General features: G+C 57.1%; 33 protein-coding genes. 20 read left to right on the forward strand and 13 right to left on the reverse strand.

Features of this window, described 5'->3' with window-relative positions; all coding sequences use genetic code 11:
- Positions 1 to 241: 241 nt before the first annotated feature.
- Together KBI52_RS12130 and KBI52_RS12135 are read right to left on the reverse strand one after the other, a co-directional pair.
- On the reverse strand, positions 242 to 466 hold the full coding sequence (locus tag KBI52_RS12130; protein ID WP_210807733.1) for a hypothetical protein: 225 nt from the start codon (positions 464 to 466) through the stop codon (positions 242 to 244).
- A gap of 79 nt (positions 467 to 545) precedes the next feature.
- On the reverse strand, positions 546 to 1,154 hold the full coding sequence (locus KBI52_RS12135; RefSeq protein WP_210807735.1) for a hypothetical protein: 609 nt from the start codon (positions 1,152 to 1,154) through the stop codon (positions 546 to 548).
- Between the two features lie 636 nt (positions 1,155 to 1,790).
- Between KBI52_RS12135 and KBI52_RS12140 the strand changes: the two genes are divergently transcribed.
- Entirely contained in the window at positions 1,791 to 2,444 is a 654-nt protein-coding gene (locus tag KBI52_RS12140) for a hypothetical protein (RefSeq protein ID WP_210807736.1), read from the forward strand.
- Between the two features lie 66 nt (positions 2,445 to 2,510).
- Here the strand turns inward: KBI52_RS12140 and KBI52_RS12145 are convergent, their stop codons facing one another.
- From KBI52_RS12145 to KBI52_RS12165, 5 genes are all read right to left on the reverse strand, one after another.
- Positions 2,511 to 2,813, reverse strand: a complete 303-nt coding sequence (locus KBI52_RS12145) for a DNA-binding transcriptional regulator (RefSeq protein WP_210807738.1) — start codon at positions 2,811 to 2,813, stop codon at positions 2,511 to 2,513.
- A gap of 39 nt (positions 2,814 to 2,852) precedes the next feature.
- A complete protein-coding gene (locus KBI52_RS12150) occupies positions 2,853 to 3,212 on the reverse strand; it encodes a type II toxin-antitoxin system RelE/ParE family toxin (protein WP_210807740.1) in 360 nt (119 codons plus the stop codon).
- Positions 3,213 to 3,295: 83 nt separating this feature from the next.
- Positions 3,296 to 3,688, reverse strand: a complete 393-nt coding sequence (locus KBI52_RS12155) for a hypothetical protein (protein ID WP_210807742.1) — start codon at positions 3,686 to 3,688, stop codon at positions 3,296 to 3,298.
- On the reverse strand, positions 3,685 to 4,002 hold the full coding sequence (locus tag KBI52_RS12160; RefSeq protein ID WP_210807744.1) for a hypothetical protein: 318 nt from the start codon (positions 4,000 to 4,002) through the stop codon (positions 3,685 to 3,687). The genes KBI52_RS12155 and KBI52_RS12160 overlap by 4 nt, the downstream gene beginning before the upstream one ends.
- Before the next feature lie 355 nt (positions 4,003 to 4,357).
- A complete protein-coding gene (locus KBI52_RS12165) occupies positions 4,358 to 4,636 on the reverse strand; it encodes a helix-turn-helix transcriptional regulator (RefSeq protein ID WP_210807746.1) in 279 nt (92 codons plus the stop codon).
- Between the two features lie 140 nt (positions 4,637 to 4,776).
- Between KBI52_RS12165 and KBI52_RS12170 the strand changes: the two genes are divergently transcribed.
- From KBI52_RS12170 to KBI52_RS12200, 7 genes are all read left to right on the forward strand, one after another.
- Positions 4,777 to 5,061: a hypothetical protein gene (locus KBI52_RS12170; protein ID WP_210807748.1), complete on the forward strand. Its 285-nt coding sequence runs from the start codon at positions 4,777 to 4,779 to the stop codon at positions 5,059 to 5,061.
- A 12-nt stretch (positions 5,062 to 5,073) separates the two neighbouring features.
- Positions 5,074 to 5,253: a hypothetical protein gene (locus tag KBI52_RS12175; protein ID WP_210807751.1), complete on the forward strand. Its 180-nt coding sequence runs from the start codon at positions 5,074 to 5,076 to the stop codon at positions 5,251 to 5,253.
- Positions 5,253 to 5,465, forward strand: coding sequence for a hypothetical protein (locus KBI52_RS12180; RefSeq protein ID WP_210807753.1), 213 nt, complete (start codon positions 5,253 to 5,255; stop codon positions 5,463 to 5,465). The genes KBI52_RS12175 and KBI52_RS12180 overlap by 1 nt, the downstream gene beginning before the upstream one ends.
- Positions 5,466 to 5,775: 310 nt before the next feature.
- Positions 5,776 to 6,042, forward strand: coding sequence for a hypothetical protein (locus KBI52_RS12185; protein ID WP_210807754.1), 267 nt, complete (start codon positions 5,776 to 5,778; stop codon positions 6,040 to 6,042).
- Between the two features lie 41 nt (positions 6,043 to 6,083).
- Entirely contained in the window at positions 6,084 to 6,287 is a 204-nt protein-coding gene (locus KBI52_RS12190; RefSeq protein ID WP_210807756.1) for a hypothetical protein, read from the forward strand.
- Positions 6,284 to 6,463, forward strand: coding sequence for a hypothetical protein (locus KBI52_RS12195; RefSeq protein WP_210807758.1), 180 nt, complete (start codon positions 6,284 to 6,286; stop codon positions 6,461 to 6,463). The genes KBI52_RS12190 and KBI52_RS12195 overlap by 4 nt, the downstream gene beginning before the upstream one ends.
- Positions 6,464 to 6,667: 204 nt before the next feature.
- A complete protein-coding gene (locus tag KBI52_RS12200) occupies positions 6,668 to 6,985 on the forward strand; it encodes a hypothetical protein (protein ID WP_210807760.1) in 318 nt (105 codons plus the stop codon).
- A 70-nt stretch (positions 6,986 to 7,055) separates the two neighbouring features.
- Here the strand turns inward: KBI52_RS12200 and KBI52_RS12205 are convergent, their stop codons facing one another.
- From KBI52_RS12205 to KBI52_RS12220, 4 genes are all read right to left on the reverse strand, one after another.
- A complete protein-coding gene (locus KBI52_RS12205) occupies positions 7,056 to 7,271 on the reverse strand; it encodes a hypothetical protein (RefSeq protein WP_247654349.1) in 216 nt (71 codons plus the stop codon).
- A gap of 646 nt (positions 7,272 to 7,917) precedes the next feature.
- Positions 7,918 to 9,318 (reverse strand): ISL3 family transposase, encoded by a 1,401-nt coding sequence (locus KBI52_RS12210; RefSeq protein WP_210807762.1) that lies wholly within the window; start codon positions 9,316 to 9,318, stop codon positions 7,918 to 7,920.
- A gap of 125 nt (positions 9,319 to 9,443) precedes the next feature.
- Positions 9,444 to 10,298, reverse strand: a complete 855-nt coding sequence (locus tag KBI52_RS12215; RefSeq protein ID WP_210807764.1) for a recombinase family protein — start codon at positions 10,296 to 10,298, stop codon at positions 9,444 to 9,446.
- Positions 10,295 to 10,681, reverse strand: a complete 387-nt coding sequence (locus tag KBI52_RS12220) for a DUF2513 domain-containing protein (RefSeq protein WP_210807766.1) — start codon at positions 10,679 to 10,681, stop codon at positions 10,295 to 10,297. The genes KBI52_RS12215 and KBI52_RS12220 overlap by 4 nt, the downstream gene beginning before the upstream one ends.
- 656 nt (positions 10,682 to 11,337) lie before the next feature.
- Between KBI52_RS12220 and KBI52_RS12225 the strand changes: the two genes are divergently transcribed.
- Positions 11,338 to 12,090: a cadherin repeat domain-containing protein gene (locus KBI52_RS12225; protein ID WP_210807767.1), complete on the forward strand. Its 753-nt coding sequence runs from the start codon at positions 11,338 to 11,340 to the stop codon at positions 12,088 to 12,090.
- A gap of 173 nt (positions 12,091 to 12,263) precedes the next feature.
- Here the strand turns inward: KBI52_RS12225 and KBI52_RS12230 are convergent, their stop codons facing one another.
- Positions 12,264 to 12,512, reverse strand: coding sequence for a WGR domain-containing protein (locus KBI52_RS12230; RefSeq protein ID WP_210807769.1), 249 nt, complete (start codon positions 12,510 to 12,512; stop codon positions 12,264 to 12,266).
- 245 nt (positions 12,513 to 12,757) lie between these two features.
- Here KBI52_RS12230 and repA point away from each other — a divergent pair, with 245 nt between their 5' ends.
- From repA to KBI52_RS12250, 4 genes are all read left to right on the forward strand, one after another.
- Complete coding sequence (gene repA / locus KBI52_RS12235) at positions 12,758 to 13,972, forward strand: plasmid partitioning protein RepA (protein ID WP_210807771.1); 1,215 nt, start codon at positions 12,758 to 12,760, stop codon at positions 13,970 to 13,972.
- Positions 13,973 to 13,974: 2 nt separating this feature from the next.
- Entirely contained in the window at positions 13,975 to 15,030 is a 1,056-nt protein-coding gene (gene repB, locus KBI52_RS12240) for a plasmid partitioning protein RepB (RefSeq protein WP_210807773.1), read from the forward strand.
- Between the two features lie 154 nt (positions 15,031 to 15,184).
- Positions 15,185 to 16,420: a plasmid replication protein RepC gene (gene repC, locus KBI52_RS12245; protein ID WP_210807775.1), complete on the forward strand. Its 1,236-nt coding sequence runs from the start codon at positions 15,185 to 15,187 to the stop codon at positions 16,418 to 16,420.
- A 292-nt stretch (positions 16,421 to 16,712) separates the two neighbouring features.
- Positions 16,713 to 16,970, forward strand: a complete 258-nt coding sequence (locus KBI52_RS12250) for a WGR domain-containing protein (protein WP_210807777.1) — start codon at positions 16,713 to 16,715, stop codon at positions 16,968 to 16,970.
- A gap of 14 nt (positions 16,971 to 16,984) precedes the next feature.
- Here the strand turns inward: KBI52_RS12250 and KBI52_RS12255 are convergent, their stop codons facing one another.
- The gene (locus KBI52_RS12255) at positions 16,985 to 17,371 is read right to left on the reverse strand and encodes a hypothetical protein (protein ID WP_210807779.1); all 387 of its coding nucleotides are present in this window, start codon (positions 17,369 to 17,371) and stop codon (positions 16,985 to 16,987) included.
- Positions 17,372 to 17,776: 405 nt separating this feature from the next.
- On the opposite strand from KBI52_RS12255, the gene KBI52_RS12260 reads away from it, so the two are divergent.
- From KBI52_RS12260 to KBI52_RS12290, 7 genes are all read left to right on the forward strand, one after another.
- The gene (locus KBI52_RS12260; RefSeq protein ID WP_210807781.1) at positions 17,777 to 18,007 is read left to right on the forward strand and encodes a hypothetical protein; all 231 of its coding nucleotides are present in this window, start codon (positions 17,777 to 17,779) and stop codon (positions 18,005 to 18,007) included.
- Between the two features lie 135 nt (positions 18,008 to 18,142).
- Positions 18,143 to 18,400 (forward strand): hypothetical protein, encoded by a 258-nt coding sequence (locus KBI52_RS12265; protein WP_210807783.1) that lies wholly within the window; start codon positions 18,143 to 18,145, stop codon positions 18,398 to 18,400.
- 35 nt (positions 18,401 to 18,435) lie between these two features.
- Complete coding sequence (locus KBI52_RS12270) at positions 18,436 to 18,624, forward strand: hypothetical protein (protein ID WP_210807785.1); 189 nt, start codon at positions 18,436 to 18,438, stop codon at positions 18,622 to 18,624.
- A 584-nt stretch (positions 18,625 to 19,208) separates the two neighbouring features.
- A complete protein-coding gene (locus tag KBI52_RS12275; RefSeq protein WP_210807787.1) occupies positions 19,209 to 19,550 on the forward strand; it encodes a hypothetical protein in 342 nt (113 codons plus the stop codon).
- A 307-nt stretch (positions 19,551 to 19,857) separates the two neighbouring features.
- Positions 19,858 to 20,196: a hypothetical protein gene (locus KBI52_RS12280; protein ID WP_210807789.1), complete on the forward strand. Its 339-nt coding sequence runs from the start codon at positions 19,858 to 19,860 to the stop codon at positions 20,194 to 20,196.
- Positions 20,189 to 20,524 carry a hypothetical protein gene (locus KBI52_RS12285; protein WP_210807791.1) on the forward strand — a complete coding sequence of 112 codons (336 nt, stop codon included), beginning with the start codon at positions 20,189 to 20,191 and terminating at the stop codon, positions 20,522 to 20,524. Before KBI52_RS12280 ends, KBI52_RS12285 begins: the two co-directional genes overlap by 8 nt.
- On the forward strand, positions 20,514 to 20,801 hold the full coding sequence (locus KBI52_RS12290) for a PC4/YdbC family ssDNA-binding protein (protein ID WP_210807793.1): 288 nt from the start codon (positions 20,514 to 20,516) through the stop codon (positions 20,799 to 20,801). The genes KBI52_RS12285 and KBI52_RS12290 overlap by 11 nt, the downstream gene beginning before the upstream one ends.
- The last annotated feature ends 12 nt before the right edge of the window (positions 20,802 to 20,813 follow it).

Raw genomic sequence — 20,813 nt, forward strand, 5'->3', positions numbered from 1 at the left:
AGCTCTGTATAGGAAACGTGGCCCATAGCTCGCCTCCTTTCTCTCCTGTACAGATATTTGTACATGTACCCAAAACTGTCAATAGCCTTAACCGTTCCATGGCTGCGACCAAGGGGCGCCTTCATATGGCTCCGGTTAGGACATGGGTTGAGGCGGGCTGTGGCGGGTATTGTGCGTCTCGGACGGGAACGGCCTTGGCCAGCAGAAAAGCCTTCCAGCGGCTTTCTAATGCGGTTCTAGGTTAGGCTACCTGGAAGGCTCGGCGGGCTCTCTCGCGGATCTCGTCCAACTCGTCTTGGAGGGCGTTTATCTGGCCCTCGATTTCCTCATAGGACGTGCATTCGGGCGTGATGTACAGGCGGCCATCCTCGCCCCTGGTGTACCGCAGTAGCGCCGCCCTGACGGATGCCGGGTTGTCGGGGGTGCCAGGTTGGATATCGAGTTCGAAGGCGCCGAAGACGTGCATGAAAGAGCCCTTATCCGTTGTCGGTTGAATGTCTTTGCCAGAGCTTTACCTCGTGTTCCATCATCTGGTTCGCCAGCGTTCAAGGCGACCAGTTCGCAACAAGCCAGCCCTGGTCTAGGCGTCCGAGTTGCTTAAGCCCAAGCCCTTTGGCGCTGAGGTAGTATCGCGCCAAGGCTCTTGTCGCCTCCACTGACGGGTTTCCGTCCTCTCCTGGCTCTCGCGGGAATGCTCGTGCTGTCGCGAGAAGTCCAGGGCGTTCCGTATACCATCTCAGAAGGTGCAACGCTCGAACTCCGCGGCCCCGGCCTCGAAACTTGGGCTCAAGGTAAAGTCCAAACATATGGACGTGCCATTCGATGGAGTCGGATTCAAAGAAGCCGGCCTTCTTTAACACAGCCGGGATGAACTCATATGCGTCGAAGTCAAATACTCGGTTCACTGTCTCTGAAAGGTGTTGTTGCCTCATATCGTAGGGATCAAACAGGTGAACACCTTCAGCCGCTAAGCCAGCAACGTTTATAAGGTATGCCTTTAGGGCGCCAATGGGCTGCTCTTGCCCTTCGATGTCCATGAGCTTGATAGTCCCGTTGATCTCATGAACGAGCCGTTCTGCCGGCATATCTTCATCGACTTCCATGAGTTGCACCCTGAACTCAACGACAAGGTCGTCATCCTCCTCTCGTGACATGCTCGTCTCCCACCCTGGGAGAGTCTAGGCCGGAGGGGATTCCCATGGCTAGAGGGAACCTCGGCCTGCTCATGGGCTTCACTTGAGGTAATCCTGCAAGGAGAGCGCCATGGTTGGCAGCCCAGATCCACGGGATCCGAAACCGGACGACCCGATATTGCCGGAGCCGACGCCTTTGCCTGAACTCCCTGAGCTTGACCCCGTTCCGGAAGACGGCACCCCGTCACAACACGGGGATCCTGAGCCCGACGATGTGCCCTATGTTCCGCCACCAGGCACCCAATAGCTGGGAGAGCCGCGATGTCTGATATCCCCTACCCTGACACGCCGCAGCCGGACATTCCTGTTCTTCCGGAGCCTGACATGCCGACACCAGTCCCCGAGGTTGAGCCTGATCCCGGCGAGGGACCCGACCTGCCATCGGACCCGTCTGAGTTGCCAGGAGATGACATCCCAAAAGTGGGCTAGATCAAGAGATAAGAGTATAGGAGCGACATAAAATACGGCCTATCGGTAGGCGCAGGTAGCCCTAGGCTGATTTTATGTCGTTCGAAAACTTGGGATTTGAATTTAAGACTCTGGACCGTCGCCGTGGAAAGGGCCGATATGGGAGCATGTGAACTCAGAGAGGCCACAATGACCGATCCCAGAGAATTGAAGCGCGGACGCGGACGCCCCAGGGGTGCCTCCCGCCTGAACAGCGCAGACAATCAGACGCTCTCGAAAATGGCAGACCTGATTGCCTCCACCCCGATGCTGCCGACCACTGCCATGCGGCGGTTGGACATCCATGGCGAAGCGGAAACCCGTCGGCTCCAGCGCAAATGGAGGAGGAGCGGACAGAAGCACCTCGAGGCTGCCCAAGAGCGGCGTCGAGTGGCTATTTCGTCCCCACGGCGTACTCCCGCTGCAACAATGGTAGGGTTCTACGGAATGCCGGATCACATGGCTTCGGCCATGGCGCGGCACTTCGAGTACATGAACAGTCCTCAGATGCTCTCAGCCTTTGAGCAGGCGCAGGCCTTCGCCGAAAGCCCGGCCGCTCGCCAGGCGTGGGAGATTATGGAGACCATGGAAACTAGGCGTCTTCAGCTTGAAATGATGGAGAGCCCGCTTGCTGCACATATGCGCGACATGGAGGCTCGGGCTGCGCAACTCCAGGCCATTGCAGATAGTGCTGCCGTGAAGGCGCTTCGTGAGAAGATGGAGAACCCAGCCTTCCAGCGCCAATTGGACCAAATGCGGAAGGTTGCTGAACAACTCTCCAGGAACTGGCCTGGATTTCGGTAGGATAGCTGTCTTTGGCTCGCCGACTACTCAGTAATTGTTTCTGCGTATACGGCGAGCCAAGGCGTATTAAGCGGCGGCATGCAGTGCCCGTTCGACAGCTTCGGGCTCTTTCGCAATGACCATAAGGTAAGCTCGTGCCGAGGTGTCCGGACGGGCTCTGCCCTGCTCCCAATCACGCAGGGTAGTGATGGGGAAGCCGAATGAGCTGGCGAAGCGCTCCTGGGTCATGCCGAGGCGCCTGCGGATCGCCTTGACGTCCACGTCAGAGGGAACATGGACCCGGTAGCGGGTTACATCAGCAGTGCCGTTGGCGTAATCGACTGCCGACTGGAGTCCAGCAGCAATCTTGTCGAATGCTTTCTTTGTCATGTGTCGTGTCGTCTCCTTAGGGGCCGTGTCGAGACGTAGTTAGCGACGAGGTAGCTTGGCGACTTTCCTTCTGTAGCCTTCCACAATCAGCTTCGTCATATCGCCAAGGGCATTGCGTTCCTTCTGGGTCAGGTCGGAGCGCTCTCCCTTGCCGAATACGGTAATCAGAAACACGGGCAGGTTGGGACCGGTGAAAAAGGTAATGACGCGGTATCCACCACTCTTTCCTTTTCCTCGTCCACCAACTCGGACTTTGCGGCACCCGCCCGTGCCTACGATCAAATCGCCAGCTATGGGGTTCCTAGCCAGCATGTCCTTGATTGTCTCAAGCTCCTTCTCCGACAGCCCTGCCTCTTTGGCAGCGTCCAGGTAGGGAGGTGTTTCGACAACCGTCTGCATGCTGTAACGCTACCGATATCCGGTAGTTCCGTCAAGGGAAAAACTACCGAACTCCGGTACTTCCGCCCGCTTTGGTGAGTGCCTCAATTCACCTTGTCGTCTGAGCCAGGCCCTGACAGATCCCTCAGAAATCCTAGAACAGCAGCAAGCCGACGGGCTTCTTCTGCGTCCTTCGGAAGAATGCCGAGGTAAGCTTCCATAACGCAGATCAATTCGCCAAATATATTTGCCGTAATATTCTGAGCTACTGCTTTGGTCCGCTCCGGAAGTTCATTGATGGCAGGAGCCATTTGGTGGCACACCCAACTGAGATGCTTTTGAATCCCCTCGGTGCCTGACTTCTCCTCATGAACCTTCCTTAGGATAATCATGAACAGGGCGTACTTGATGCCTGTCTCCAGGACCAGCAGGCGAGCGGCCTTGGCCTCTTGTGTCGAGGCGATGGAGAATGAGGGCTTAATTGCGTCCATCTTCATTGCACGCTCTTGGGCCAGTTGTCCTTGATGATGTTGTGAAGGCGAACGGTATTCACGGCAGCGTAGGTCTTACCTTCCTCTCTGATTGCGCTGGGCTGCTCGTTGAGGGTCTTCTCTAGCATGATTGCCAGGTTCTCGAGGTAGAGTTCTGCCCTTGTGCTACTTGGCTGACCGGAGGGGCTAGGGATCTCGGCAATGAACTTCGTTGCCAAAGCGTGGGTGCCCAGCAGGATCTCCTGGAGAACGATGAAGCGGGCCTCAATCTCGTCCTCGGTCAGGATCGGCGGTTCTGTGGCTGTAGGCGTCCCGGTCATGAATGGCTTTTCCTCTGGTTGGCTGGCGAATAGCGAAGCCTCATCCCTGCCTGCGCCAGCAGAGGCAGGGTGTGGTGTAGCGGGGGTGATGGGTTAAGGGGTGGGTTAAGCCTCGCACGACGTCTCGTCCTTGTGCGCCGCCCAAAGCCACCTCTGCGCCTCCTCAAGGCTGTCGAAGACGTGCTCTACCTCTGTGAAGGGAGCGGGTCTTTCCTCTGGAGGAACGTCTGCAAGGAGTTCGGCCGTCCACGTGGCATCATTCGTTTGACCACTCCGGACGAGACTAGCGATAACCGCTCCATCCAGCACTACGTCATAGCTGCCAGGGGCAAGTCGAGAGAGCGTGTAGTGCATCCTATGCCTCGCCTCTCTTCTTGCGGGTACGGATCGCAGGTGGCGGGTCGCGTCTGAGCTTCAGGCCAGGGAGATTGCCGTTTTCGGGCAGGAAGATGACGCCCTCGCCTTCAAGCACTTTTTGCAGGCTGTACAGCGTCGCGGCTTGGGCATTTAGAACTCCGTCCATTCGCTCCAAGCGCTTGATGGTTTCGATTGAGATCCCCGAAAGCTCGGCGAGCTCACCTTGCTCCATCTTGAGCATGGCTCGGGCTGCTCTCAATTGCTCCCCTGTTATCACAATTACCCCCTAACGTGTAAAAACTTACTTGATGAGTGTTGACAGCTTATCAGGCTAGTGATTACATCATAAGTGTAATCAACAGCACGTCAACAGGTACCGCAATGGCTGCTCACCGAACAATAGATTGGTCATCCGCAATGCGGGACCTGCGCAAGGACCGAGTTGCTCCGGCCGCCCCGGGGTTTCTCGCAGCCCGCTCCATGGAAATCGCCCGCCTTGATCGCCTCGCCAGGGAGGCCGCTGCTGTCCCCTTCGCGGTTGCGGGCTCCTATGACCGCTCGGCCATCATGAAGGCTGCTATCGCCTCCGCCTGTGCTCAGAAGGCCAAGGGATCCAAGGCTCCCTGGTCCCAGCTCGTCGGCGCCGCTCTCAAGAACATCTGGCGCAACGCCAAAGCCCAACGCTCCTTTGCCGCTCACTGAGGAGGATCCACTATGGTTATCGAAACCTCTGACAACCGCTTCTTCCGAGTGCGCGAGACGGGCAACCCTGACCTTGCTCATGTCTGGTTCGGGGCAGCGGTGAAGCGCTCAAAAGGCACCTGGATCAAGAAGGCCAAAGCCCGTGAGATCCTCGTCCGCAAGGCAGCCTCTCGCATTGTGGAGACCGCATAATGGGCACCGTGAAGCAGAACCTGTTCCCCGCGGGAGCCATATCGGAGTCCTTGCAGGACAAGAGCTTTGAATTGTCCTGCGCACTGGATGCCTTGAAGGAGATTGCCGACCTCGTGGCCGAGTACCACGAGACTGGCCGCCTGGATGACGCCCTTGTTGATGATATCGGCGTCCTTGCCCGCCGCACCATATCGCAAGTGGGGATGCGCTGATGACCCAGGAATTCATCGCCTTCCTTCTGAGCGCTCGGCAATCTCGCATTCTCGTGCGGGCCTGCCCTGAGATGGCGGACCACTACAAGAGCTGCTGCCGTTACTGGTTAGCCATGGCTCGAAGGGCTCAAGCCCCACCGCTTCCGTAAGCGCGTCTCAAACCTACCGCCTCGCATCCCTGCCCCAGCCTCCGGAGCCCCTGGAATGGCAACGACCCTGCACACCCTCTCGCTGGCCGCCCGCGTCCTGACGGGCACCGCCTTCCTCTGCCTCGCCTGCTTCCTCATCAGCATTTCATAGGAGACATCACATGCGTACCTCTCACCTTCGCCTTGTCGCTGTCGACGGCACCCAAGTGGCCCCCGCCCCTCGCCGTCCACGCGGCTGGAATGTCCGCCGTGAGCGGGAGATCCGGCTCGTCATCATCAAGGAGCACCTCGGGCACGTTACGCACTCTCTGAAGCGCCTCAAGACTCTCACGGAAGAACTGGAGACCAGCCTGGGCCTGAGTCTGCCAGATGATTTCGTGTGGCCTCGTCCTGACTCCCTTAATCCCAACCCGGATAGGTCCGCCTGATCTCGGCACCTACATCGCACGTCTCATGCAGGAGCATTGCCGTGACATCTACACAGTATCGGAAGTGGCGCTTCTATGCCGAAAGCCTGATCCAGCAAGCCATCGACATTCTCGACGCTATCGACGGCGATGTTGACCTCGAGGACAACGGCGACACTGAACCCGACGGGCAGGAGGAGCCCTCGATCAACCTTGTGGAGCCCTGGTTCCGGCCAGCTCCCGCAGCCAGTAGGGCCGCAGCATGACACGCAACCTCATTCGTCCCCGTGAAGCCTGGATAACGGCTCTCGCCCTCTTCCTGGCAATCCGCGCCCTCGAAGCACAAGAGAACCCGCCGCACGACGAACTGGAGGACATGCGGACACTTCTGCGGGAAAGCTACCCAACCCACGCAGCCGCCCTTCACGCCATGTCTCAATAAGGATGACAGGGCAACGGGCTATTAATCCCCTGTTGCTATACAGAACTCAGCCTGGGTTACGTCTCAGGCTGAGGCAGCAGGAAGCCCCGTTCGGCTCTACCCCGGGCGGGGTTTCTGCTTGTCCTGAGACCGCCCATGTCTCGCCTTAGATCAGCCTCCTTATGTCCGTCTGAATAAAGCACTGCCAAGCTACAAGGACGCCAGATGCGTTTGGATGAGCCTTTTCCTCTGGAAGCTGTTCCACCGCGGTTGCAGGTTGTGATCCTAAGAGAGTTTCAGGGGCGCTGTCCTAGCATTGGGGAGGTCGCCCAAATCCCAGATAGTCAGTGGCTATCAACCCCAGACGTTGGTCCGCGATCCGTCGAGATTATCCATGACATCACCGATGCAGCGCAACAGCAGGTGACCTCGCCATCAAGCGCTCAGTTGACAGATACCGAGCTCATGGGGCGCCTCGACTGGCTTCAGAAAGAAATCCGATGGCTCACGGATTTTGTGAAGAGAGAAGTGATCAAGCAGTGACCCAGCACATGCGCTGTGCCAGCCCTCCGAGAATGTTCATTCCATCTACGGACGTATGGCTTTGGGAATACTAGGCTGCCGCTCTTGTCCATACTGAATGTGCCTCTTCTGTCGCCTCCTGCAAGGCGAGAGGAAGAACACCAATATCATCGCCAAGCAAGCTGATGGCGTTGTGAGCAAATTGCTTGAAGCGCTCTTTGCGGATTGCTGGCTCATCATCCCACCGACATGCGACCTGCTCGGCCTCATGAATCGCCTGAGCCACGAGCTCGATTGTATAATCCATCTTGAGCTCCAATGATGCGAGCGGCAAGTGCGGGGGCGCGCCAGAAACGGCTCCGCGGCGGTTCACCATGGAAATTGACCTGAAGACCGGGGCTGCTCAGTGGGACAGGAACGATGAGATGGAGATGAGGCCAGTTCCAAAATAACGCGAGCACATCATGCTGTTCAGCGGCAGCCCTTTAATTCCCAGCGATGGTCAATTGATTCAGTGAGTGGCCCCTCACCTGTTGGAGAAGGGGTCAAGTCGGATGCCTTTTCTCTGGTGCTGCGCTTCCAGATGATTAGGCGCTCCCACTCTGGGTCATCGCCTACAAACGATGACCCAGGAACTCCCGTGCCACCAGTCGCAGTGTCGATATAGTTGAGGACACGACGTCCTTTGAAGGTGCCCTCTTGAATAGGGGTTATGAACCTTTTCGGCCGGCGCCCTGGGATAGGATCTCGCCCGCCAGCGTGCTCAACCTCACCATATCGCTCGACGACGAACTTCTCGCCGTCATCCCTGACGTAAATGGCCCTATCGGCAGGGCATTCCACAGCTCGTGCAAGTGATGGAATGAGGGCAAGTGCGAATACAAGTGAAATACGCATGAGGCTGGCTTCGTGCGTGGGGCTATCCACGATAAGTGTTTGATTGGGTGTTTCCGTCAGGTGGTGGATTTGAATGGGTCGAGCCCTTCAAAGCCGCCAGGAGTGTCGAAGATTTCGATCAGCTTATCGATCGACGCGCCGTAGTTGACTGTCTCGTAGTACGTCATCATCTCGCCTGCCTTTGCGCCCCCTAGAGAGTTGAAGAAGCCGGGTCGCAGTTCCTTGGTGCTTAGATCCATGCGCCGGAATTTGGGGCGCTTTTCCAGCTTATGAGTCGAGTGAGCCAACAAGATTTTGGCTCTCATCTTATCGAAGGAGTAACCAGACCCAGCCCATTTGAGTCCTTCGATAGATCGATTGATACCCTCAAGGTAGTTCGTCGTGAATCTGTTGTCCCAATAGGCGAATACAACATCCTCACGTGGATTCACGAATTTGATAACGTCGAAAAAATCTCTATAGATCTCGTTCGGGATGCTGGCCTTCCATGCTTTATACAACTGTTTTGCTTCAGAAGAAGAACATTTTGTATCGTACATGTTGGCGAACCTCTCCTTAGCCCAATACGCAGCCGCGAGGCGAGGAAGGCGATCAAACCATCTGGATAGTCGCTCGCGTGAGTCCTCGTCATTGCCCCCACCTCGCAGCAGCAGGAGCTTTGCGTCGTGTTTCAGTTCAAGGCGCTCCTCCTTGCTCAAGGTCTCTGCTTCCGCCTTCCGGATCTGCTCCAACACGGCGACAACTTTGCTCTCGACGTGGAAGCGGTCTAGGACGATGGCGGCGTCCGGGAACCACCGGCGAGCGACTGAATGGAACTCACTACGCATGTCGAGGCAAACAACCTTGACCTTATGCCTGTCGCGGCGGCTTTCGAAATAAGTATCTAGTGCTGCTGAACTGCGGCTGGGAAGGATGTTAATCAGAGTTCGCTCTTTGATATTGCCGATCACGCAGCAATATTTCTTGAGCCAGAACTTCTCATCGAACCCAAGGACCTCTGGCATATCGAAATGAGTGCTTGCGAAAACCTCATCGCTGAACGATTTGAACACTCTGCTGATCGTGTCCGTTGAAAGGCCGAGTTCTCGTGCCAAGGCCTCGTCCGTCTGCCGGATGTTTGCCTCTCCAATATGCCGAAACAGCCTCATGGTCATCTTGTGGATAGGATGAAGGCTTGCAGGGAGAGGATCCTTCGCTGTTACCTTGCATAGCTTGCAGCGATAGAGCTGCCGTTTCAGGATCAGCTCAACCCACTTCTTGTTAATGGGTAGATCCGTGAACCGCGGCGGCTTCCCTCTAGGCCCATTGCGCGTCATGCGGCATGGTGGGTTCTTGCACCGGTCTTCCCGCACCAGTCCCTTCGTCACCTCAATCTCAAAAGCATACTGATTTTCAAAGCGATGCCAGTCGACGACCTTCACACCTTCGAGGTCTAGGAAATCGGGAAGGTCACTCATGGGGAACTCTGGAGGGAACGCAGGCGGCGCTTCTTGCCCCTCTCCTGAGGTGCCGTCAATGCGACGATCAAACACTTATCGCGGATAGCCCCACGCGCGAGGATCGTCTGTCATTTCCCGTCTTGCTAGCCGATTATGATGTGCGGATGAGAACCAGCCCGAACGATATGGCTCTCGCTGCCATTCCACCTGAACAGATATTCTACCTGTCCTCGATACTTCGGGTTGTCGAGGACATAGCGAACAGTTGCCGGCCACCACTTGCCGCCGCGGGCCGTAGGCACTCCATCGGCGTTAAGGACGTTGGCGATCGATTGGAGTGTGGCGCCCTCCCCTTTCATGGCGAAGATGCGACGCACCGTGTCGGCGCGCTCTTGATCCTCTACAAGGCCACCCTGCCTGTCTTTCCGGTAGCCAAGAGGAGCTGCCCCACCTGCGAAGCCACCTCGGGATGCCTTTTCGCGGCGTCCTAAGAATGTGCGTTCAGTGATGACCTGGCGCTCCTGCTCGGCCATGCCGGCGAGAATGGCGAAGACAGTCCGGCCCATGGGGGTGGCTGTGTCGATAGGCTCGGTCACCGACCGGAGCTGAACCCCATGCTGTTCCTGTAGATCGTTGGCGGCCGTAACGGCATAGACAATCTGACGGGCCAATCGATCGAACTTCCAGACCAGGAGGACGGAGAAGGCGCCCTGCTCGGCCAGTTCTACGATGCGGCGGAATCCCTCACGCTCGGCGGGCTTGGTCGCACCCGAGATGCCAGGATCGGACACCACCTCCAGGAGCTCGTAGCCCTGGCTGGTAGCAAAAGCCCTGATAGCGGCCTCTTGAGTGGCGAGCCCGAAGCCGGATGCAGCTTGCTCCTCGCTCGAAACCCTGATGTAGCCGACAGCCTTAGAAGCCACCTCGGCACGGGCAATATCGACCGCATGGGCCCGACGCTTAAGACGTTGGACCCGCTTCGATCCGCTGGGGGTCATAGCTCGAACCCTGTCATTTCCTTGAGCTTCTGCTTGAGGATGGCCTTGCTGAAATCGGCAAGCAGTTGGACCGTCCATCCCCCAGCCTTTGATGCGCCCTCTTTGGTCTTCTTCCACACCTCCGGGTCCCGGATACTGTCAATGAGGTCATGGCCCTTCCACGTGAGGCGGCGGAACAGGAATTCGCCGCTCATCATCTGACCGCTGCCACTTGTGCCGGTCTCGACGAACCCCTCTCTCCAGATGAGCGCAAGATGATATTCAATCTCATCGGGGGTGTACCCCTCGACGGCTATCTCTTCGTCATCGGCAGTGAAGGTCACCACGCGATGGGCTGAACTCAACTGTTCCAGCTTTAGGAGCAGCTCACGAATGAGATCCATATCTCGTCGCATCGATATTCCCTTGCAAGCCGCTTCTGACCTCTACAGGCCGCTTTATAAACTCTCCCGAGAATTTATAATTGCTGCACTTATCGGATGGCAACTCAGCTTGTCGAGAGGGCCGTATCCCAGGCTAACGCCACCTCAAGACGGCGAAGCCCTCGCCAATGCGTTCTAGGCTATGACCATGTAAAACATATAAAAAATATTTGTTAAAGTAGTGAATTCTGATTTGTCTATGGTTTCCTGCAGCGTTTGGAGCACACTTGGAGACTGGTTCATAGGTGATGCCAGCGCAAGATCCTCCCATGATTGAGCGCGAAGACTGAACCGATCGATAGCGGGCAGACTGAGCCTAGGATCTTGCCCGTCGGTGTAAGGCAAGTGCCCGAGTGTGAACAGGTAAAGCAATTGTCTGATGCTCAAGTCCCATGATTGAAGTCCCTCAAGTCGAGCCCAGCCTTTCGTTAGTAGGGTTGTCTGTCTCCTCCCCGTCCGTACGCGGACTGAGTGGTCGTCTGTCCCTTTGCACCTGCCATTGCTGGCGAAGGGACACTACCTCTCCACAAAACAATTGTATCAAGCCAAGTTGAGGAGCAGGATGTCCCAAACCCGGCAGAGGCTTCAGGGGCTCACCAACACCTGAGGGGATGACCATGGCTCGCCCTGCTAGTCCAGGCCCGAAGATACTATGGGCCGACACGAACAATTCCAACAATGAGATTTCCGAAGGAGCGTCCGCTGGAACGTCGGTTGGGATCACCGCTCAAGCGTCGAAGGGCGGTTCGAAGTTCAGTTACAGCTTAACGCAAGGTTCGGACGCCTTTGCGATTGATCCGAGAACAGGAGCGATTACCGTTAAGGATGGCAGCCTTCTTGATTACGAAACCGCACACAGCAAAACCGTAACGGTCAAGGCAACGAGTGCCGGCGTAACCAGTTCGCAGGACTTCACGATAAATCTCAAGGACGTTTACACCATCACCGATGTAACACTTGGGGGCAATTACACCGCAACGTCCGAGAACGACTATTATGTAGTCGACCTGACGACGTTCAAAAGCCAGGTCGGTGTTGAGCCCAGCTATCGCTTTATTGCTGGCTTCGACCCGAACCACGACAAGGTCGTGTTGGCGAATTTCAGTTACGACAGCACAAATATCGGAAATGGAGGTCGCGATTTCGATCTTCACGGCCAAAGCAGTGACGGGTATTTCGCATTCTCGCGCTTCACGACCAACGACGCACAGACGAGCGTTGCTGTGAGGCTCACAGATCCTGACACGGCTGATATTGCCTATATCGAGGTGGTCCTATCTGGTGTCACGGGGGATTCCGGGCTGAGTAAGTTCAACCAGTTTGGCTTTGTTACTAGCGGCACATTTGAGTACAGCGATTTGTTCATCTGAGTGAATATGCGGCCAACGGTGTTAGGTAGGAGAGACACAGAACCTTCCGCGAATTCTAAGTTCCTCGAGTCAGCTTAGGTAATAGAAGACTGAAGGGAGGGCGATGACGGTAGAACCGCAATCGACACTATATATACGTGAGGTTGACGTCCCCCGTCGTATGGCGCCACCCTCTATTCGAGTGTGACATAACCTCTTTTACGTTTTCGCTTGAGCCACGCATTCAAAGCTTCTGCGGCCTGCTCCTGGGTTTCGTAGAGGTCTATACGCCTTCTTTCGACGAGGCCGATCCGACCCCATGCACGAACTAAGGCGGTATCTCCAAACAAGGTTGGTTCGACAGCAAGCGAGTAAAACTGGGCCGTACTGCTGGCCGAGTTCCACCTCTCAAGGGTGATGCGCTGCGGTTCGTTCTTGGGCATGTTCAAGACTTAGCGCAGGGCGCTTCAAGATCTAATGAAAGTTATGAATCATTAATGCCAGAGCGATTCACTTCCATGGTCGGTCCGGAGCGGCTCTCGTCTAGTTGTCAGCTGACAACCAAGTCAGGCCCATTCGTTAACAGCTTGGTAACCCTTAAACGCTTGCCCGGCTCACCGAATCGTGGCCATTATCTCAGACGGAAAGCAGGCGTTTAACGCCCGGAAACCGTTTTGAGAGAGAGTTGATGGCAGAGGCGGCGTTAAAGAATGAGCAGAGAGGCGAGGCGACCAGTGCGCGAATTGCACGCCATGCCCAAGTTCTCTCGAGTCAGCTACGCTCGCTTGGCACGTCACTATTCCCACCTTCAGCGTCTAAGGGTCTGAGATCCTTCTCCTCCGGTGAGGTCGCCCGTATCGTTGGCGTCTCTGACGGCTACCTGCGTCAGCTCTCCCTTGATGGGCTTGGTCCTAAGCCGGCACTGGCGACAGGCGGCAGGCGATCCTACACGCTATCTCAGGTCAATGAGTTGCGAGAGTATCTTGCCGAAGCGCGCCCGAAGGAAGCCCTTCAGTTCAAGCCGACGCGCAGGTCTGGGGATAAGCTGCAGGTGATTGCGGTCGCCAATTTCAAAGGCGGATCCGCAAAGACCACGACAGCTCTGTACCTGACTCAATATCTGGCCCTTCAGGGTTTCCGCGTCCTAGCAATTGATCTGGATCCGCAGGCTTCATTGTCTGCCATGTTCGGGTATCAGCCTGAGTTTGACATTGCGGAGAATGAAACCCTTTACGGCGCCATTCGCTATGACGAGCTCCGTCGCCCGATGCGGGAGGTCATTCGTCAAACCTACTTCGATGGCGTGGGACTGGTGCCTGGCAACCTAGAGCTAATGGAGTTTGAGCACCATACGCCGCGTGCCATGATTGACCGCCGGGAGCGGGGTCATGACCTGTTCTTCCGACGTGTCGCAACGGCGATTGAGCAGGTTGCCCATGATTATGACGTGGTGGTGGTCGACTGCCCTCCCCAACTTGGCTACCTGACGCTTGGGGCGCTCAATGCGGCGACCGCGATGCTGGTTACAGTTCACCCGCAAATGGTGGACGTTGCCTCAATGAACCAGTTCCTTCTCATGACCTCGGAGTTGATCTCGGTCGTTGAGGAGGCAGGCGGCCAACTCGATCACGACTTCATCCGGTATGTCATCACTCGCCACGATCCGAATGACGTGCCCGAGGCGCAGATAGTCGCCCTCCTCCGCGGGCTTTTTGGTGACGATGTATTGCGAGCCACAGCATGGAAGTCGACCGCTATCGCGAATGCCGGTCTGACCAAGCAGAGCCTCTACGAACTAGACCGCGGATCTGTCGGGCGGGCGGCCTATGACCGTGCGCTCGAATCCGTGGACGCTGTCAACGCAGAGATTACAAGCCTGATCAAAGGAGCCTGGAGGCGGTGAGCATGAACAAGCGGATGGACGCCATACGGTCTCTGATTGCTAACCCCCAACCTGACGCGTTGTCAGCTGACAACAAGCCGGCACCCCTGCCCCGTGTATCCTCAGGCTCAGTCCGCTCCATGAAGGACTCGTTCTCGGGCGTCGAGCGTGAGAACGAGGAACTCCGCGAAAAGCTCGCGGCGGCCGTCGTTGTCCAGGAGATCGATCCCGGCCTCATTGACCCCTCGCCCATTGCTGACCGCTTCCGTGAACAGGAAGACGCCGGCTTCGAGGCTTTGAAGGAGTCAATCAAGGCCCGAGGTCAGGAAGTCCCCGTTCTGCTCCGCGCTCATCCGACCGAAGCTGGCCGTTATCAAAGCGCATATGGCCACAGACGCATCCGGGCAGCCCGTGAACTTGGTGTGTCGGTTCGAGCCGTCATTCGGGCATTGAGCGACGAGGACCTGGTTGTTGCTCAGGGTGTTGAGAACTCCGCTCGTCAGGATCTGAGCTTCATTGAGCGAGCTGTGTTTGCCGCTCGCCTTGAGGATGCAGGGCACGAAAGGTCCGTGGTGCAAGACGCCCTATCGGTCGACAAGGCCGAGGCATCCAAGCTCATTTCAGTGGCCAAGGCGATCCCGGCCGACATCATCAAGGCTGTTGGACGAGCGCCAAAGATTGGCCGGCCCCGATGGCAGGCATTGGCTGACGCGCTGAAGGCCCACCGCGGCGCGGCGAAGGCGATAAGGGCTGTCATCAGCAAACCCGACTTCGTGGGGCGAGATTCGGACGCGCGGTTCCTCAAGCTGCTGTCAGCGGCGACCCAAGCGCCTGACGAGCCACAGAATGGCAAGTCCGAGGCCCGGACGGTTGTTGCAGCTACCGGCCAGAAGATTGCGCGGGTGAAGAACTCGGGGCGAGATTTGAAGATTTCGTTCGATCAGGGACTGGATGCGGCTTTCGCATCGTTCCTGGTAGAGCAGATCCCATCCTTGTTCGCGACCTATGTGGAAGCGAACGGGAAGGGTGAAGCCGGTGAGGGCGATGCTCTCGCCAATCAGCAACGTGAGCAGGAGTAGCGCGGCAAAAGAAAAAGGCCCCCGGAACAACGTCACGGAAGCCTCTCTCTGTAGTCTGGACAACTCAGAGAATCCCACTTCCGCAAAACTCAGTCAAGAGTCTTAGCGTCGTTTTGGCGAGCGGATTTCCTTTGCCCTGAGCAAGGCAAAGAACATGGATCATATCTCATCGACGCCCTTTGGGCGGTCGCTCTCGCTTGCCATGGTGGCTGCGAGGGTGAAGGCGGAGCATTGCCCGTCGGAAACCATCGTTGAAAAGTGGAAGGTGCTCGACAACCTACGAGAGGCGAAGCAGGCGGTCGGTGTCTCTGACAGGGCGCTCAGTGTACTAAATGCGCTTCTGACCTTCCATCAGGACACGACACTGGCGCTCGCTGCGGATCTCATCGTTTATCCGTCAAATCGGTCTCTAATGCTACGGGCGAACGGCATGGCGCCGGCAACTCTGCGCCGCAACCTAGCAGCCCTCGTGCATGCCGGCCTGATCCTTCGGCGCGACAGCCCGAACGGAAAACGCTACGCCCGCAAAGGGCAGGGCGGTGCGATAGAGCAGGCCTTTGGTTTCGATCTGAGCCCGCTGATAGCCCGAGCTGCGGAGTTCGAGCGCCTGGCGGCCGAAGCCCGTGCGGAAACAAAAGCCCGCTATCTCCTTCGCGAGGAAATCAGCCTCCTGCGCCGCGATATCTCTCAGACCATTCTCCTGGGGCTCGGGGAGGGGCTCCCAGGACCATGGGCGTCGTTCTGGGACCAGTTCAAGGCCTTTGGCGCAATGCCGGCGCGGAACGCCGAGACAGACCTTCTGACAGCTCTTGCTGCTGATCTACGGGTGTTCTGGCGTGAAGTGGATAAGTGCCTGTCAGATCATCTGAAACAGGAGAATATGAGCACCAATGAGTCTCATACTGAGCGCCACCAACAGAATTCAAACTCAGACCCCTCAAATGATTCTGAACGCGGCTATCGAGTAGAAGAAGAAGGAACCGTGACACCTGATCCTGAAGCCTTGAGGCCACCGGTGAGGGCGTTCTCGTTAAGTGTTGTGCTTCAGGCATGCCCGGACATTGCCATGTACACGAGGGGCGGGGAGGGGATTGCGACCTGGCGAGCTCTCTCTGAAGCGGCTGCCGTTGTCCGTCCGATCCTTGGCATCAGTCCCAGCGCTTGGGCTGAAGCGTGCGAGGTGATGGGGCATGACAATGCGGCCATTACCGTTGCTGCAATTCTTCAGAGAGCAGAGGCCATTCGGAGCCCTGGGGCGTATCTTCGCCACCTAACGCAACGAGCACGGGCCGGCCAGTTCTCTCTCGGGCCAGTCATCATGGCCCTGTTGCGAGCGGGTGTTCCGCAGGGCGCTCGCTGGAGCAAAGAAATGGGGAAGGCAGGGCAATGAAGTGCCAACATTGCGATACTGGGCCTAAAGTCCGAACCGGATGGCCATGACTTCAGCATATCCCGCTAGGGCTGCGGCGTTCACGCCATCTGCCAAAGCCTCCCAAGGATGGGCCGGCATCACGAACCGCCAGAAGGCAACTGTGCCGACAATCATAGTCACGACATGCGCAATCAGGAATATTCGAGAGGTCATGGCCGCCGAGTTCCTACATGCGATTTTGTGGCTTGCGCCAGTGAGGCTAACACCCTCCCGCTGTCCTTTGGAATGGCGAACCTGAGGTATTCGCCCGATGCCTGACGAGCTCCGTTCCCCGATCAAACATCATCTTCTCCTTCACCGGATCGACCCGGAGCAGGGCGCCAGGCGGTTTCACTCGCTGATGATCGAGAGAGACTTGTTCGGCGTCGTGCGCCTGGTCTGCCATTGGGGAAGGGTAGGGACACGAGGCCAAGAAGCCGTGACAGAATTCCCGACCGAAGATGAAGCCGCCGAGGCCTTGGAGGCATTGGCGAGCACAAGGCGGCGGCAAGGATACCGGGACCTGTAAGTCCCGGAAGGCTTTTAGGAGATGGCCGCTTCAGATGCAGGGGTCTTTTTGATGACTGGCACGTCATCGCTCACCCTGGTTTTCCTGGCTTTGGAAGAGCGGGCAGCACGTGCGGGCTTTGCCGAAGTTGCAGGTGCCTCCTCCTTAGAGGGCTTCACGCGTTTGGCACTCTTCTCGCCACCGGATCGATTATGGACTTCGCCATGGTCATGAAGCCTGCCTAGGCTCTTCTCAAGCGCCTTGAGCAGCACATGAGCCGGATGACCTTTGTCTAACTTGGTCTGAGCGATGATTTGGCTCAGGGTACGATGGAGCTTTTCCCCTCGCCGCTGTGCCTTGGCCATAAGATCCTTTGGATCCTTGTTGGCCTTCGTCGCCTTTGCTGCTTTCGTCTTGGCCATGATGTCCCTCCCTGAAGCTTTCTGATATGAATCTGACGCCGTCTGCCGCAACTTGATCGATAGATTATACATGCGGAGGTTCGTGGCAGGGAAGGCGGGCGTAGGCACTGGCGCGATGCGGTAGACCATATTCGGTAACGCAAATAGCTGAGGGCGCTTTATTCCTGCTAACGGGACAAGCTTCCACCAAGCTTAGCCGTTTAAGCAGCAAAAGCCCCTTGCTGAGGTCCTGCGACTCCCGCAGCCAGGGTGCCTCAGGCGCTCTCAACCGGAGGTCCACAAGGGCCCCTCGGTGAGGGCGTTTTCCTTGTCTCGAACGCGTTGGGAATTTCGCAGAAGGCCGTGTATGGAACGGTGAGCGAGACTCTTGGCTTAATAGCCATTGCTTCAAGAGCCAGCGTATCCATGCCGCGTTATTACCTTCACATTCACACCGGCCATGACGTTGAGCTAGACTCAGAGGGCGAAGACTTTCCGGACCTTGGGGCCGCCCAAGCGGAGGCGAAACGGGTGATCGGGGAACTCTGGCTCGATTGGCCTGAAGCCCGAATTGGCATGGCAATCGAGATTGTTGATGAGACTGGCCAAACCGTGCTGCGGGTTCCCTTCGCGGACGTAATCGGGCGGATGCAGTGAAGCCCGGTGGGCCAGGTGCGTTCAATAACGCCGATTGCAACACCCGGCGGTAATTCGCAGAAGGTCATTTACGGAATAACGAACAACTCGCTCCCCCACGAGTTGGTAGGCATCAATTCAACCAGGGGAAACGCCATGCTGCGCTTCTATTTCGACGTGCGGGAGGGGGCGAAATTCACCCCTGATGAAGAGGGCGTGGAGTGCGAGAGTTTCGACGCTGCGGAACGCTTGGCCGCCGAGGCCGCGGCTGAGATAGGCCGGGACCACCTGCCCAAGGGCGATGCGCGAGACGTCACGGTCGAGCTCAAGAACGAGCATCGCCAGCGGGTGCTGACAGTGACGGTGACGATGGAGATCCACCGGGTCCACCCGGAACCGCAGCCCCCGCGGTGATGTTCTCGATGTCCGAAGGATCAAGGTTCCAGTCCGTGCCTCACCCCCGACCCAACAAGGCGGCTGAGTATCGTCAGCAGGCTGAGCAGATCCGGACCATCGCCCGGCAGATTTCATTAAGTGACACCAAGAACCAGCTCCTTGACGCTGCCGAGCACCTGGAGGTGCTGGCGGCGGACGAGGAGCGCCTCCAAGCCAGTCCCAAGCCTCTCGTGCGGGGGTGAAAGCCCGGTGCCGCATGATTGCCTAGCGAAGGAGAGGCCGAGAGGAACACTTCCCGGCCTCTCCCCGCCTGGATGAGGAGCGGGTTGGGGCGTGCTCCAGATCCAGGCCAAGAGATTATAGCCGCATCTCCAGGGACAGGCACGATAGCTGGTTTTGCATGATCCTACGTCAGGAGCCTTCCCCTACGCCGGCGGAAGGAAATCAAGCGAGTTCAGGCTGGGGCCATTCCTCAAGGACGTTGCACGGGTGATGCGGCGGCGTGGATATCAGGATCTGTAGCGTTCCAAGAAATATGGATCGATACGAAGTGGAATGAAGGTGATTTGCGCCTTGAGGCACGCATTATTGTGCGTTGGACTTGGGCAAGAACTGTGAACACTGCGGATAATGGTAAGATTTCCCACCAAAATTAGCCGGGCGCAACCTTCCGGTCGTCCCCGATAGAAACGACACGACAGGGCTTTGCCCTTTAATGTCAACAATTTAGACCGATCAGATATGAAGCAGGTGTTAACGCGTGACGTCCCACATGGGGCCACAAGTATTGCGCCTGGATTCCGGTTAAGGTAGAGTCTCTTTTGGATTGAAGGGCTTCGGCCTGGAGATCCGCGGCACAGCCGAGCGGATGCTTAAAAAGCAGATGCCCGGCAGGGACGGCCATCCCGTGCCGGGCAAGCTCAAACTGAACGTCCGAAAGGAACAGAGTTACCCACCTACCACAGTGACAACCCGCCCATCAGGAGATGATCAGATGCACACAATCCTCACAAATGTAGCGCTGCAAATCGAGACCGATTTGTACATGCATTACGCTGATTCATTGACTGATGGGCTTTCTTTCGAAAGCGCCAAGAATGACAGATGTATCAGCGAAAGCGCTTCTCTCCTCGTCAGAAGAGAGAATGCATTCATTTCTCTCGAATGAATATTTAACGCAGACCCCGGCCACTCTCAAGCCCTATTGGCCAAGGGAAGCGATAAATATTAAAAAAGCTGCTGCCATGGCTCAGAAGAGCAATGGCACTATACGCAATTGGTGTGCGAACCACTTCATTGGGAGGCCTGTCGGTCCCAATCGTTGGGGCGTTTCTATTGTCGCACTCACCATGTTTCTAGACGGGGACCATAAGGCCCTTCGCCAATACTTGCAGGGTGACCGCTCCAGCCCGCTCGTCGTTGGGTACTATGAACGTCTGGGCCTCGGCGACCTCGTAAAAGCGGGGGCTTGAGCCATGACGTACATGTTCAACCCGACAGCGGAGAGGATCCGCTGCGCTGCCTCGCGCCATGTCGGTGAGATTGTCAGCCGTCTCATCCCTGGCGGAACGGCCGTTGATGGCCGCTACGTGGTGCGCAAGCCTCGGAAGCTGCGGCGCCTGAAGCCTCTTGTCGTCAGTCTTATCACAGGCTTTTGGACCGACCTCGCGACGGGCACGAAAGGCCCCGACGTCGTGTCGCTCATTGCCTTCTGGTGCAATACCTCAGAGGCCGGCGCGATCCGTCTGATTTCCAAGGTCATCCATTTCCGCCTTCCCCGTCCCGCTGCTTCCATGGGAGTTCAGCATGGGTAATCATTTTCAGAACGACTTTTCCAATCCTGTTACCGAAGTAACCTTTCTCCTCGAGGGACAGCAGCTCAAGGTCACGAAGCGCCTTGCATGGATGCTGAACCTGCTGAAGGAACGGGGCGAAAAGGGCGTGACGACCATTGAGGTTCCTGGCGTTCGAATGTCCCATTACGTGATGATGCTCCGCAGGCTCAACCTCGCGATTGAGACGGTTGATGTGGAGCATCCCGGCCCGTTCAAAGGGACGCATGGCAAGTACATCCTCCGCTCGCCTGTCACCTTCTTGAAGGTGGTTCGGGCCATGGACAAGGGGGCAGCCAATGCAGCGTGAAACCCCCGAAACCATCATCGCCACCATTCCCAAGAATGGCTCGGAAGAGATCCGCGTGCGGCTCAATGAGTACCGCAGGGACTACTATGTCGACCTGCGAGTGTTCGCTGCCTTCAAGAGCGATGACCCGGAGCGGCAGCCCACGAAGAAGGGTGTCTCCGTCCACATCGGAAAGCTCGACGAGCTGATGGATGCGCTCGTCCAGGCTCGGGCCGAAGCCGAGCGGCAGGGACTGCTAAAACACAGCGAAGAACAGGACTGGAGGGCGCTGGCATGACCGGGATCCAAC

The organism is Microvirga sp. HBU67558, assembly GCF_018069605.1.
In the GTDB taxonomy this organism is placed as follows: Bacteria; Pseudomonadota; Alphaproteobacteria; order Rhizobiales; family Beijerinckiaceae; genus Microvirga; species Microvirga terrae.

Bases quoted from the DNA above. Each gene is read 5' to 3' on its own strand.
- KBI52_RS12260 (WP_210807781.1), top strand. From the start codon at position 17,777: ATGCCGCGTTATTACCTTCACATTCACACCGGCCATGACGTTGAGCTA.
- repC (WP_210807775.1), top strand. From the start codon at position 15,185: ATGGATCATATCTCATCGACGCCCTTTGGGCGGTCGCTCTCGCTTGCC.
- KBI52_RS12265 (WP_210807783.1), top strand. From the start codon at position 18,143: ATGCTGCGCTTCTATTTCGACGTGCGGGAGGGGGCGAAATTCACCCCT.
- KBI52_RS12290 (WP_210807793.1), top strand. From the start codon at position 20,514: ATGCAGCGTGAAACCCCCGAAACCATCATCGCCACCATTCCCAAGAAT.
- KBI52_RS12140 (WP_210807736.1), top strand. From the start codon at position 1,791: ATGACCGATCCCAGAGAATTGAAGCGCGGACGCGGACGCCCCAGGGGT.
- KBI52_RS12255 (WP_210807779.1), bottom strand. From the start codon at position 17,371: ATGGCCAAGACGAAAGCAGCAAAGGCGACGAAGGCCAACAAGGATCCA.
- KBI52_RS12200 (WP_210807760.1), top strand. From the start codon at position 6,668: ATGCGTTTGGATGAGCCTTTTCCTCTGGAAGCTGTTCCACCGCGGTTG.
- KBI52_RS12130 (WP_210807733.1), bottom strand. From the start codon at position 466: ATGCACGTCTTCGGCGCCTTCGAACTCGATATCCAACCTGGCACCCCC.
- KBI52_RS12210 (WP_210807762.1), bottom strand. From the start codon at position 9,318: ATGAGTGACCTTCCCGATTTCCTAGACCTCGAAGGTGTGAAGGTCGTC.
- KBI52_RS12155 (WP_210807742.1), bottom strand. From the start codon at position 3,688: ATGAAGATGGACGCAATTAAGCCCTCATTCTCCATCGCCTCGACACAA.
- KBI52_RS12280 (WP_210807789.1), top strand. From the start codon at position 19,858: ATGACGTACATGTTCAACCCGACAGCGGAGAGGATCCGCTGCGCTGCC.
- KBI52_RS12175 (WP_210807751.1), top strand. From the start codon at position 5,074: ATGGTTATCGAAACCTCTGACAACCGCTTCTTCCGAGTGCGCGAGACG.
- KBI52_RS12180 (WP_210807753.1), top strand. From the start codon at position 5,253: ATGGGCACCGTGAAGCAGAACCTGTTCCCCGCGGGAGCCATATCGGAG.
- repA (WP_210807771.1), top strand. From the start codon at position 12,758: ATGGCAGAGGCGGCGTTAAAGAATGAGCAGAGAGGCGAGGCGACCAGT.
- KBI52_RS12225 (WP_210807767.1), top strand. From the start codon at position 11,338: ATGGCTCGCCCTGCTAGTCCAGGCCCGAAGATACTATGGGCCGACACG.
- KBI52_RS12285 (WP_210807791.1), top strand. From the start codon at position 20,189: ATGGGTAATCATTTTCAGAACGACTTTTCCAATCCTGTTACCGAAGTA.
- KBI52_RS12170 (WP_210807748.1), top strand. From the start codon at position 4,777: ATGCGGGACCTGCGCAAGGACCGAGTTGCTCCGGCCGCCCCGGGGTTT.
- KBI52_RS12150 (WP_210807740.1), bottom strand. From the start codon at position 3,212: ATGCAGACGGTTGTCGAAACACCTCCCTACCTGGACGCTGCCAAAGAG.
- KBI52_RS12205 (WP_247654349.1), bottom strand. From the start codon at position 7,271: ATGGATTATACAATCGAGCTCGTGGCTCAGGCGATTCATGAGGCCGAG.
- KBI52_RS12230 (WP_210807769.1), bottom strand. From the start codon at position 12,512: ATGCCCAAGAACGAACCGCAGCGCATCACCCTTGAGAGGTGGAACTCG.
- KBI52_RS12145 (WP_210807738.1), bottom strand. From the start codon at position 2,813: ATGACAAAGAAAGCATTCGACAAGATTGCTGCTGGACTCCAGTCGGCA.
- KBI52_RS12220 (WP_210807766.1), bottom strand. From the start codon at position 10,681: ATGGATCTCATTCGTGAGCTGCTCCTAAAGCTGGAACAGTTGAGTTCA.
- repB (WP_210807773.1), top strand. From the start codon at position 13,975: ATGAACAAGCGGATGGACGCCATACGGTCTCTGATTGCTAACCCCCAA.
- KBI52_RS12185 (WP_210807754.1), top strand. From the start codon at position 5,776: ATGCGTACCTCTCACCTTCGCCTTGTCGCTGTCGACGGCACCCAAGTG.
- KBI52_RS12135 (WP_210807735.1), bottom strand. From the start codon at position 1,154: ATGTCACGAGAGGAGGATGACGACCTTGTCGTTGAGTTCAGGGTGCAA.
- KBI52_RS12195 (WP_210807758.1), top strand. From the start codon at position 6,284: ATGACACGCAACCTCATTCGTCCCCGTGAAGCCTGGATAACGGCTCTC.
- KBI52_RS12215 (WP_210807764.1), bottom strand. From the start codon at position 10,298: ATGACCCCCAGCGGATCGAAGCGGGTCCAACGTCTTAAGCGTCGGGCC.
- KBI52_RS12250 (WP_210807777.1), top strand. From the start codon at position 16,713: ATGCCTGACGAGCTCCGTTCCCCGATCAAACATCATCTTCTCCTTCAC.
- KBI52_RS12160 (WP_210807744.1), bottom strand. From the start codon at position 4,002: ATGACCGGGACGCCTACAGCCACAGAACCGCCGATCCTGACCGAGGAC.